We start from the raw sequence: 10,823 nt of genomic DNA, 5'->3' as shown, positions 1-10,823 counted from the left end.
TCACTCCCTCAGCAGGTCGGCGAGGTCGTCGGCATGCTCTTCCTCCTCGGCGAGCACCTCCTCGAGGATGCGGCGCGTGGTCGGGTCCTTGTCGCCGATCAACTGGATCATCTGGCGATAGGCCTCCACGGCGATGCGCTCGGCCACCAGGTTGGCGCGCAGCATGGACTTGAGGTCCTTGGTCTCGTCGTACTCGGCATGGCTGCGCTTGGTCAGCGAGTCCGGATTGAAGTCCGGATCCGCGCCCAGCTGCACGATGCGCTCGGCGATGCGGTCCGCGTGCACGGCCTCCTGGTTGGCGTGCTCCAGGAATTCCTCGGCGATGCGCGGCGAGGCCAGGCCATGCGCGGTGAAGTAATGGCGCTTGTAGCGCAGCACGCAGACCAGCTCGGTCGCGAGCGCGTCGTTGAGCAGGCGCACGACGTCGTCCCGCCACGGGCCGTAGCTCGGGGTGACGGGACCTTCGTCGAGGTGCTGGCGCGCGCGCTGCAAGGCCTGCTCGTCGAGCTGCAGGTGCTTGTGTTCAGGGGCGTTCATGGGCTGGCTCCTCTGGATGGACGGGGATGGGCGGGGCGGTGGCGGTCACTTCCGCAACGCGTTGACACCGGTGATGCCCAGCACCAGCAGCACCAGACAGATGACCAGGAAGATCCCGAACAGGATCTTGGCGATGCCCGCCGCGCCGGCGGCGACGCCGGTGAAGCCGAGCACACCCGCCACCAGCGAGATCACGGCAAAGATCAGGGCCCACTTCAACATGACGATGTCCTTTCCTGCTGTTGGCCGCGGCGCGGCGCTTGCAGCCACTGTAGAAGCGTCCTCCGCCGCAAAGGATCAGCAGGGCCCACGTCCGCATGTAGGACAGGACGCCGCGCGCTCCGAGGACCATGACAGTAGCCCCGCCCACCGAACTCCCTCGCCCCGCTGGCGGGGAGAGGGCAGGGGAGAGGGGCCGGCCCGGTGCCGGACTCGTCCTACAGCCGGCCCCGGCGCGGTACGACAGACGGCCCCCGCCGGCCGGCCTACGCTTGCCTCATCCTCCCTTCCATGTCCGCCCTCTGCGCCGTGTGCGCCGGAAAGGAACCCAGATGATCCCGATGAACAAGTCCCTTCGCTCGCCGTCCGCGGCCGGACTGATCGCCGCCGGTGCCGTGCTGTCGGCCGTCATGATGGTGGCCGCGCCGGCTTTCGCCGCGGGTGCCGCATCCAAGTCCGACATCCAGTCCACCTATGAGCAAGAGCGCGCGAACTGCCTGTCCGGCCATACCGGACAGGCCCGTGCCACCTGCCTGAAGGAAGCCGGCGCCGCACGCCAGGAGGCCTTGCGCGGCCGCCTCAGGACCGCCAGCACGCAGGAACTCGCGAACAACGCGATGCTGCGCTGCCAGCGCGTCAAGGAAGAGGACCGCGAGGACTGCCGCATGATGGTCATGGGGCAGGGCACGCGGGATGGCAGCGTCGAGAGCGGCGGCATCCTGACGCGCATCGACCGCATGGTCCAGGAGAACCCGACCGCCGCCGGCGCGCCGTCGCAGCCGCCGAGCGCCACCATGCGTCCGGGTCCGGACGTGCCCCCGCCGCGCCAGCCCAAGGCGAGTTCCCCGGCCCGCTGACCGACCCAGGAGCGCCACCATGCTGATGAAACGCCTTGTTCCGATCGCCCTGTCCAGCCTGGCCGGTTATGCGCTGTGGCAATGGCAGGCCCGCCGCACCACGCAGCGGCTCAAGACCTCCCATGCCAAGCCCGAGGAGGTGACCACCTGGGAAGGCGAGGGCGGCGCGCTGCATCGCACGGGACCGCACATGGGGCCTGAGCCGGCCAAGCCGGCGCAGTATTGAGATTCAGCGGCGCCTCGCCGGCGCCGGTGCCAGGTGTTGCGCGACGGGCCGCGGAGAAGTCCAACGGGCCCTGGCGCGCAGCGGCCCGCCTTCGGCATTCGAAGGCGGGCCATTCTTCATGGCCCGCCGGGAATCAGCCGCCGCTGCCCTGCTGCGGTTCGCGCAGGAAGATCTCGACGCGGCGGTTCTTGGAGCGGTTCTCGGCGGTGTCGTTCGACACCAGCGGTTCGCGCGAGCCGCGGCCCGCCACCTCGATGCGGGCGCTGCTCACGCCGCGGTCGGCCAGGTAGCCGCGCACGCTCTCCGCGCGGCGCAGCGACAGCGGATCGTTGATCGCGTCGGAGCCGGTGTTGTCGGTGTGGCCGACCACCCGCACCATCGTCGGCGACGGGTTGCTGTTCAGGCCGTTCGCGAACGCATCCAGCACCGGGCGCAGCCGCGGCTCGAGCGTCGCGCTGTTGGTCGCGAACGAGATGTCGCTCGGCACGTCCAGCTTGAGCTGGTTGTCGGCGGTCCGGGTGACCTCCACGCCGGTGCCCTGCGTGGCCTGTTCCATCGCGCGGCGCTTTTCCTCCATGTGGCGCGACCAGACGTTGCCGGCCACCGCGCCGAGCGCGCCGCCGATCAGCGCCCCGGTGCCAGCCTTGCCGCCGGTGGCGGAGCTGATCACCGCGCCGGACACCGCGCCGATCGCGGCGCCTCCCGCGGTGCCGCGCTGGCGTTCATCCATGTTCGCGCAGCCGGCCAGGACGGCGGCCGCGAGCGCGGCGGCGGCCAGTCGGGTGTGTCGCATCTGCATTTGCTTCTCCTTGTGCTTCGGGAAAGAAAACCCGGCGGTCCGTTGCCAGGCCGGCGGATCGGTTGCCCGCGCGCCGCGCCGGAGATCCGGCGCGCACGCCCGTCGGACGACGCAGGCCTCGGGGCAAGCGCGGGGCCCGTTTCGCCGCTCCGTCACCATGGGGGGCAACCGACCAATAACTGTTAGCGGGTCCTCGGGGATGACAGGAGTTTGCTATTCGCGTTTGCCAAGGGCGATTCATAGCATGAAGCCCTGCTTTCCACTCGCCCAGCGAAGCGCCTCATGACCCGCTCTTCCGATCCCGGCCACACCCCCGTCAGCGGTGCGACATTCCCCTCCACGCTGGCTCTCCAGCACGAACATCTCACCTCTCATGTCCGATACGCCTCGCAGCCGATCATTGATCGCGCGGGCCGCGTCGTCGCCTCCGAACTGCTGTTCCGATGGAACGCGAGCGATGCCCTGGTCGAACCGCACCTGGGCGCCTACGCGACCGCGTCCGTGCTCTCCAATGCCCTGCTCGATGGCGAATTACTGACCCGTTCGCCGGCCGCGGAGCATCCGATCGGTGATCTCCTGGTCAATGTCGACGGCGCCACGCTGATGGGCCCGATCGCCGAGGCGCTGACCCCGGACGTCGGCGTCATCGAACTGCTGGAGACGGTCGAGGTCGACGAGGCCATCACGGCACGCATCCGGGATCTTCACGGCCGGGGCTATCGGTTCGCGCTCGACGACGTGGTCTGGATCGATGATCCGCGCTGGGCCCTGGCGCCCTGGGTGCAGTTCGCGAAGGTCGACATGCTCGGCCTCGCGCCGGCGCAACTGCGGCGGCTGGTCCGCAAGGCCCACCGGCTCGGCCTGGCCGTGATCGCCGAGAAGATCGAGGACGCGCACGCCCATGAGCGCGCCCGGGCCGACGGCGCGGACTACTTCCAGGGCTTCGGCATCGCGGCGCCCATGACGCTCGCCGTGCCGGCCCTGCCAGGCTGCGAGGCGCGCGTGCTGGGGCAGCTCTATCTGCTGGCCTGCGCCGGTGTGCGGGCCTCCTCGCTGGCCTTCGTGGCGGGGCGGCACCCGGCAGTCGTGGCCCGGCTGCTTCGCATGCAGGAGATTCATGCGCCGCAGTTCGCGGCGTCGGCACAGTCGCTGACCGACGTGCTGGAGTCCTTGCCCCGAGCGGTCCTGACCGCCTGGCTGGCGGTGCTCAACATCGCGGCGGCACACGGCCGCGACCGGGACCTGGCGCTGTGGCTGCACGGCGAACTGGCCCATGGCCGCGCGCGTTTGAAGCAGGACGGCGGGATCCGGTCCTCCGAGGTCCTCGAGCGCGCCTCGTTCCTCATCTGCAAGCAGCTGTTGAGGATGCGCCTGCAGCCCCGTCCGGAGAGCGGCTTCCGGTCGCGGGGAAGGACCATCGCCGATGCCGAGCCGCACCTGGCCTGATGCCTGCCGGGACCCCTGGCGCGGGGGCGCGCCAGGGTGGCCGCGACGGTCAGTCGTCGACCAGGCCGTGCATGCGCGCGACGCTGGTCGCCATCGCGCGGGAGTTGACGTTGAGCTTCCGGTAGATCGAACGCAGATGCTGATTCACCGTGAAGCGCGAGATCGACAGCCGGTTGCCGATGTCCACGATCGGCAGGCCTTCGATCAGGAGATTCAGCACGCTCCACTCCCGCTGCCCCAGGCCGAGCTCCTTGAGCTTCTGCGCCTTGTCGACCTTGGGCTTCACGCCGGTCTCCAGGCTCTCGAGCTTGTCCAGCACCAGCCGGGACACCGCCGGACTGAGCGGCGCGTGGCCGTTGTGGGTGGCGATGATCTTGTCGATCAGGCTGGGCTGGATCTCCTCCTTCAGCAGATAGCCGGAGGCGCCGGAGCGCAGGCTGCGCATCACGTGCTTGGCGTCGCCGAAGGTGCTGATCACGATGCTGTGGGCGTCGCTGCATTTCTCCTTGATCAGCTTGATCAGGTCGATGCCGTCGACATCGGGCAGGCCCAGATCGACCAGGTAGATGTCGGCGCGGTTGGCGAGGATCGCCGAGACGGATTCGCCGCGATTGCGGCCGATGCCCACGATCTGGCAGGCGCTGCTGGCGGACACGACGTCGATCAGTCGCTGCAGGACAGTGGCGTCGTCTTCGATGATGGTGACGGTGATCATGTGGTGTTCCCCTGAGGTTCCGAGTTGTTGTCGGTGAGGCCCGAAGAAAGTGGTTTGACGAGAAGTGAGTGGCGATCCTGTCGACCTTGTGCGGCCGGTATGGAAATCAGCGCTCGCCCAGCGATTCCGACACGGTCTTCCTGACGGGCTTGAGCAGATAGTCCAGCACCGTGTGCCTGCCGGTGATGATCTCGGCGGTGGCGGTCATGCCGGGCTGGAGCACGATCTGGTCCGCCTTCTCCCCCTTGAAGCGCTTGCCGCTGATGCGGATGTGGGTGCGGTAGTAGGGCTGTTCACCCTGTGGCGTCCGCTCGGTCAGCGCGTCGGAGCTGACATAGCTCACCACGCCGTCGAGCGCCCCATAGATGCTGTAGTCGAACGCGTCCAGCTTGACCGCCGCCAGCATGCCGGGGCGCACGAAGCCGATGTCCGCCGCGCGCAGCCGGGCTTCGATGATGAGGTCGTCGCCGGTGGGCAGCAGTTGCATGATCTCGTCGCCGGCGCGCAGCACCGCGCCCTGCGTGGTCTGCGTGATCAGGTTGACGACGCCGTCGACCGGCGCGCGCAGCTGGGTGTGCTCGAGGCTGCCCCGGCGGTCGTTCAGCATCTGCTGGACGCTGGCCAGGTCCTCCTCGGTCTTGGCGAGTTCCGCCTGCGCGTCCTGGAGGAACTTGTTGCGCCGCAGGGTGACCTGGCCGGCCGTTTCATTCGCGACGCGCTGCAGCCGCAGGAACTCCGCCGCGCTGATGTCGCCGGCCCGGTGGAGCGGTTCGTTGAGTTCGACCTCGCGGCGGGCGAGCTCCGCGGACTTGGTCAGCACCGACAGTTCTTCGTTCAACGCGGTCTGCCGGCGCTCGTAGAGCCGGTGCTGCAATTCGCTGAACGCGCCGGAGCCGGTGGGACGGTAGGGCGTGCCGAGCGTCTCGGCGCGCAGCCGGGCGAGCGACGCGTTGAGCGCTGCCGCCTTCTCGCTGGAATCCGCCAGCGCCGCGCTGGCCTTGGTGTTGTCGAGCTGGACCAGCAGATCCCCCTTGCGGACCGCGGCCCCTTCCTGCACGAACAGCTTCTCCACCACACCTCCATCGGGCGTCTGGATGACTTGGGTGCGGGAGGATGCCATGACCTTGCCGCCCGCGCGAGTGACCTGCTCGATCTCGGCCTGGGAGGCCCACCACAGGCCGGCGCCCAGCGCCGCCACCGTCGCGATGACGGTCCACCGGATGCGCGACTGGCTGTCGCTCGGGATGTGCGTCTTCTTCATGGGAGTCTTCTGATGTCGGAAGTCATCGGGGCGGCGGCCGCGCTCAGGCGGCGGTCGCGGCGGGATTGGCGACGGCCCCGGGCGCCGGCCGGGCGTCGATCGCGGCCACCGGTGGCGGACGCTGCGCGGCGCTGCGCCCCTGCAGGTGCGCGAGCACGGCGTCGCGCGGGCCGTCGACCAGGACGCCTTGAGGGGACAGCACGATCACCCGCTCGACCAGCGGCAGCATCGACAGCCGATGCGTGACCAGCAGCAGCGTGGCCTCGGGCTTGAGCAGCTGCGTCATCAGGCGCACGGTCGCCTGTTCCAGGCCGTCGTCCATGCCCGAGGTCGGTTCGTCGAGCAGCCAGACCGGCCGGTCGGCGAGCACCAGGCGGGTCAGGGCCACGAGCTGGCGCTGACCGCCGGACAGTCCGCGGCCTCCTTCGGACAGCCGCCGGTCCAGGCCCAGCGGATGCTGCGCCACCATGGGCCACAGACCGGTCTTCTGGCAGGCGGCGACCAGTTGCTCGTCGCCGACCTCGGGGAGCCCGAACATCAGGTTGTCGCGCAGCGTGCCGGAGAACAGCCAGGCATGCTGCGGGCCGTAGGCCATCTGCGTCGCCCGCCATCCGGCATGGAGCTGCTGCTGGTCGACGCCATCGAGGTAGACCGTGCCGCGGGTCGGCTTGGACAGCCCGCAGGCCAGCGACAGCAGCGTCGTCTTGCCGGCGCCGATGGTGCCCAGGATGGCCACCTTCTCGCCGGGCGACACGCGCAGGTTGCCGATGCGCAGCGCGTCCTTCTGGCCGGGATAGGCGAACTCGACCTCCTCGAAGCGCAGTTCCCCGCGCAGGGTCTCGGGGACGATGGGACGCTCGATGGCCTCGTTGTCGACCTCCAGCCTGAAGATGGCGTCCAGCGCCTTCATCGCGGCGCGCGCGCTGCCCAATTGCACCAGCAGCGGCGGGATCGAGGCCAGCGGCGACAGGACGCGGCCGGAGAGGATCGAGCACGCGACGATCGCGCCCTGCGTCAGCTGGCCCTGGATGGCCAGCACGGCGCCCATGCAGATCAGCGAGATGTAGCTGGCCTGCTGCAGCGCGGCGGCGATGTAGGAGGTGGTGTCGCTCTCATGCTTGAGGGACAGGCCCTGCGCGGCGTTCACCTCGCACAGCGAGGACCAGCGGGCCTCGAAGCGCCAGGCGGCGCCCAGACCCTTGATGGCCTCGCTGCCCTCGATGGTCTCGACCAGCAGCCCGGTCTTGGCGTTGGCGCCCGACTGGTTGCTGGCGGTCAGGCGGGCGATGCGCCGGGCGCGCAGCAGGCCGGTCATCACGGTCACGGCGAACAGCACCACCGCCGGCAGCGCCATCCAGGGGCCGCCGATCATCGCGATCACCAGCGCGAAGATGAGCGCCATCGGCATGTCGAACAGCAGGAACAGCGTGCTGGCCGAGAGGATCCCGCGGATCGATTCGAAGCTCTGCACCTGCGAGGCCAGGGTACCGACCGAGCCGGGCCGCTGGTCCAGGCGCACCGCGTTCAGCCGCGCCATCAGCGCCTGGGAGATGCCGACGTCGAGCGCCTTCAGCCGGGGCTCGAGCAGCGAGGCGCGGGCGAGCTTGAGCAGGAATTCGATCAGCACCGCCAGGCCGACGCCCACGGTCAGCACCCACAGCGTCTGCAGGCCCTGGTTCGGGATGACGCGGTCGTAGACCTGCATCGAGAAGAACGAGATCGCGATCCCGATGACCGAGAGCACCAGCGACAGGCCGGCCGCCTCCACGAAGATCGGCCACTGGCCGCGCACCTGCGACAGCATCATCGCCTGCGCGCTGCGGGTCGCGGCCGGATCGGCCTCGCCATCGGCGATCGCGTGGAGGCAGGGCGTGCCGTCGAGGACCAGCTCCCGCCTGACACCGTCGCTGCCGGTGCAGTGCCACAGGCCCTGGGCGCTGCGCGAGGTGACGATCTGCCAGCCATGCTCGCCGTGCCGGCACAGCAGTGGCAGCGCGGCCAGTTGCGGGGCGGGCAGCAGCACGAAGCGGGAGCGCGCATCGACGGCGGCGGCCAGCTCACGCGCGGCCGCGGCGTCGTCTTCGGCCGGCGCCAGCATGACCAGGCGCTGGCGCACCAGATCGAGCGGCACCGGGCGCCCCTTGAGACGCAGCCAGTGCGTCAGGCAGGCGGCCAGCGCCTCGTGCGGTGGCCCGGCGTCGTTCGATGGGCGCGGCTTGAAGGGATTCCAGGACATGACGGCCTCGTGGGAAGGTGCGGAAGATGCGAATCGGGTGGGCGAGGGCGGGGCAGCGGCGCTGACGCTCAATCGCCGGACGGCGCGCCGCCGAGCAGCAGGCTCAGCCGGTACAGGCCGGCGCGCTCGTCGATGGCCGCGTCGCGCTGCGACTGACGCGTGGCATGGGCCTCGCGGACCATGTTCAGCAGGTCGAGCCAGGGGCGCTTGCCGGCGTCGAACTGGCGGCGGTACGAGGCCAGCACCTCGTCGCTGGTCGCGGCGGTGAGCGCCGCGTTGCGCAGCGAGGAGGCCGCGGCGGCGAAGCGCGTGTACTCCAGCTGGTAGTTGCTGATCTGGTCCTGCTCGGTCGCGGCGACGGCGGCCTCCGCGGCCGCGATGCGCGAACGCGCGGCATTCACGCCCGCGAGCCCGGCCAGCCCCCCTTGCAGGCCCGCCTGGAAGACCAGGCCGATGCGCTGGTCGTGATAGGCGCCGGATTGGTGGTCAAGCCGGAGACTGACCGTCGGCATGAGGCCGGCCTTGGCCTTGGCCAGTTCGTCGCGCGCGAGATCGACATTGGCGCGGGCCATCGTCATTTCCGGCGAGAGCTGGATCCGGTCCAGCACCTGGGCCAGCGCGGGCGGCCGCGGCAGCTCGCCATCGAGCACCGCGCGCAGCCCGGCGTCGACCGGCCGGCGGGACAGGCGTTGAAGGCGATCGCGCTGGAGAGCCTCCTCCAGGCCCGCCTGCGCGACTTCGGCCTGCACGGCGCTGAGCCGGGAGGCGGCGAGCGCGGCGTCGGCATGGGTCGCGACCCCGGCCTGGTAGCGGCGCTGGATCATGTCCAGCAACTGCTGGTGGGCATCGCGCAGCGCCTCGAGGCTGTCGACGCGCCCGCCCGCCTTGGCCCAGTCGGCCCAGGTCTGGACGATCTTCAGCTTCAGCTGCAGCCGCACGGCGAGCAGGTCCTGCTGGCTGCTGCGCAGGGTGGTCCGCGCGGCGTTCAGATTGGCGGACAGCAATCCCCCGGTGTAAAGCGGCTGCTGGATGCGCAGGACGTTGACGTAGCGGTTCGTGCCGCTCGCGAGCTCCCGGGAGACGCTGGGGGAGGGGCCGAACTGCCATTTCGCCGCCGTGATGCCGTCCTCGGCCGCCGCGATGCCGGCGCGGGCGCGTTCGATGGACGGATCCTCCGCGAGCGCCGTGGCGATGAAGCCGTCCATCGCCGCGCCCCAGCGGCCGGGGACCGCATCAGGAGCGGCCAGGGCCTCGGATGGCGGGGGAAGGGGGGATTCGGCCCAGGCGGGCTTGCAAACAATCGCCAACAGGGCAATTGAATACTGGGTGAGGGCGGTCGCCCGGATATTCGCTCGGCGCGGGTGAATATCGATGGAAGCGGTTGACAAGGGAAACTCGCTGGGCTGTTTTGCGAAGACGCCCAGTTTCGTTTCGTGCCTCTTTTGCTCGCAATAGCATAGATTTGCTAGCAATTCAGCGTCGGCCGCGATCGATGACTTATTTGTGTGGCCGGTATAGCAAAGATGTGTCAGTCAACCTCGGGTCCGGGGCACGGCGGTTGCCGGATCGGGGCTTGTCGTCACTCTGACCAGGAACTGCCATGACCACCCCGTCCGAAGACCTCGAGCCCTGCATGAAGACCTGCGCCGAGGCGCTGCTCGCCGCGCGCCAATGCGCCAACGCGTGCATCCGTTCAGGAGACCGGCTGCTGGAGCGCTGCGCGCTGCTGGACCTCGATTGCGCCGCGATCTGCGAGGCGACGATCAGCGCGCTCTCCCGGGAATCGGAGCATCACGGCGACTTCTGCGCCTTGTGCGCGCACGTGTGCCGCGCTTGCGCGCAGGAGTGCGAAAAGCATCAGCACGCCCATTGCCGGCGTTGCGCTCAAGCCTGCCGGGCTTGCGCGGACGCGTGTGCGCCTCACGCGGCGGAACGGCACGCCCTGTCCTGATTCCCCGGCGCGCGGCCCCTTCGGGCCCTTTGAATGGGGCGTTCCATTCCAGATATCTGGTATTTGGGCCCTATTGCGAGGGGGGGCGAATGGGCGAGCGGGCTCCGCATCTCAAGATATTGGAGATGCGGAGCCTCTCGGAATTTTCTCGATCCCGGGGAGCCGGACCGTTGATTTCCGGAAACCGGTCAATGCAGCGCCAGGTTGAGCTGGTCGACCACCTCGGCCCAGTCAGCGTCGTCCAGCAGCATGTCGCGTAGCGCCTTGGCCTGCGCCGGCGTCCAGAACGGCGCCTCCTGCACCCGCACGTCGCCGGGCAAGGGGCGGTGATCCTCGATGAAAGCGCGGATGTCCGCCTCGCTGGCGGGCAGGCCCAGTTGCTCGAACAGCGCCGAGAACGGGTGGACGACAGGTTCCATGGCTGTGCTCCTCGGAAAAGGGGAATGGAAGGGAAGGCCCTTGCCCAGGCAATCGGCCGGCCGCACCCGGCGATCCGGGCGATGAGCGCGTGATTCGGTCGCATAACGTACACCCGCTTCACGGCTAACATCAACGAGTCAATCCATAAGAGCCAGG

Annotated in this window: 12 protein-coding genes; 4 read left to right on the top strand and 8 right to left on the bottom strand. The window is 69.5% G+C overall.

Features of this window, described 5'->3' with window-relative positions:
- Positions 1-537 carry a ferritin-like domain-containing protein gene (locus ACEN96_RS16725; protein WP_495584218.1) on the bottom strand — a complete coding sequence of 179 codons (537 nt, stop codon included), beginning with the start codon at positions 535-537 and terminating at the stop codon, positions 1-3.
- Between the two features lie 45 nt (positions 538-582).
- A complete protein-coding gene (locus ACEN96_RS16720) occupies positions 583-759 on the bottom strand; it encodes a DUF1328 domain-containing protein (RefSeq protein ID WP_343637105.1) in 177 nt (58 codons plus the stop codon).
- A gap of 338 nt (positions 760-1,097) precedes the next feature.
- Here ACEN96_RS16720 and ACEN96_RS16715 point away from each other — a divergent pair, with 338 nt between their 5' ends.
- Together ACEN96_RS16715 and ACEN96_RS16710 are read left to right on the top strand one after the other, a co-directional pair.
- The gene (locus tag ACEN96_RS16715; RefSeq protein ID WP_495584217.1) at positions 1,098-1,613 is read left to right on the top strand and encodes a hypothetical protein; all 516 of its coding nucleotides are present in this window, start codon (positions 1,098-1,100) and stop codon (positions 1,611-1,613) included.
- A 19-nt stretch (positions 1,614-1,632) separates the two neighbouring features.
- Positions 1,633-1,839: a hypothetical protein gene (locus ACEN96_RS16710; protein WP_495584216.1), complete on the top strand. Its 207-nt coding sequence runs from the start codon at positions 1,633-1,635 to the stop codon at positions 1,837-1,839.
- 133 nt (positions 1,840-1,972) lie between these two features.
- Here the strand turns inward: ACEN96_RS16710 and ACEN96_RS16705 are convergent, their stop codons facing one another.
- Positions 1,973-2,632, bottom strand: a complete 660-nt coding sequence (locus ACEN96_RS16705; RefSeq protein WP_495588625.1) for a YiaD family glycine zipper/OmpA-like lipoprotein — start codon at positions 2,630-2,632, stop codon at positions 1,973-1,975.
- Between the two features lie 288 nt (positions 2,633-2,920).
- Between ACEN96_RS16705 and ACEN96_RS16700 the strand changes: the two genes are divergently transcribed.
- Positions 2,921-4,084: an EAL and HDOD domain-containing protein gene (locus ACEN96_RS16700; RefSeq protein ID WP_495584215.1), complete on the top strand. Its 1,164-nt coding sequence runs from the start codon at positions 2,921-2,923 to the stop codon at positions 4,082-4,084.
- Positions 4,085-4,133: 49 nt separating this feature from the next.
- Here the strand turns inward: ACEN96_RS16700 and ACEN96_RS16695 are convergent, their stop codons facing one another.
- The 4 genes from ACEN96_RS16695 to ACEN96_RS16680 all read right to left on the bottom strand — a co-directional run bounded on the left by ACEN96_RS16695 (position 4,134) and on the right by ACEN96_RS16680 (position 9,501).
- On the bottom strand, positions 4,134-4,799 hold the full coding sequence (locus ACEN96_RS16695) for a response regulator (protein ID WP_343637095.1): 666 nt from the start codon (positions 4,797-4,799) through the stop codon (positions 4,134-4,136).
- A 106-nt stretch (positions 4,800-4,905) separates the two neighbouring features.
- Positions 4,906-6,060 (bottom strand): beta-barrel domain-containing protein, encoded by a 1,155-nt coding sequence (locus tag ACEN96_RS16690; protein ID WP_495584214.1) that lies wholly within the window; start codon positions 6,058-6,060, stop codon positions 4,906-4,908.
- 43 nt (positions 6,061-6,103) lie between these two features.
- On the bottom strand, positions 6,104-8,296 hold the full coding sequence (locus ACEN96_RS16685; protein WP_495584213.1) for an ATP-binding cassette domain-containing protein: 2,193 nt from the start codon (positions 8,294-8,296) through the stop codon (positions 6,104-6,106).
- Positions 8,297-8,364: 68 nt separating this feature from the next.
- Positions 8,365-9,501, bottom strand: a complete 1,137-nt coding sequence (locus ACEN96_RS16680) for a TolC family protein (RefSeq protein WP_495584212.1) — start codon at positions 9,499-9,501, stop codon at positions 8,365-8,367.
- A 395-nt stretch (positions 9,502-9,896) separates the two neighbouring features.
- Here ACEN96_RS16680 and ACEN96_RS16675 point away from each other — a divergent pair, with 395 nt between their 5' ends.
- Positions 9,897-10,247 carry a four-helix bundle copper-binding protein gene (locus ACEN96_RS16675; protein ID WP_495584211.1) on the top strand — a complete coding sequence of 117 codons (351 nt, stop codon included), beginning with the start codon at positions 9,897-9,899 and terminating at the stop codon, positions 10,245-10,247.
- A 188-nt stretch (positions 10,248-10,435) separates the two neighbouring features.
- Here the strand turns inward: ACEN96_RS16675 and ACEN96_RS16670 are convergent, their stop codons facing one another.
- Complete coding sequence (locus ACEN96_RS16670; protein ID WP_495584210.1) at positions 10,436-10,666, bottom strand: DUF2789 domain-containing protein; 231 nt, start codon at positions 10,664-10,666, stop codon at positions 10,436-10,438.
- Between the last annotated feature and the right edge of the window lie 157 nt (positions 10,667-10,823).

It is taken from the genome of Roseateles sp. Mitsp63, assembly GCF_059491535.1.
This window is presented reverse-complemented; position numbering and strand designations above follow the sequence as displayed.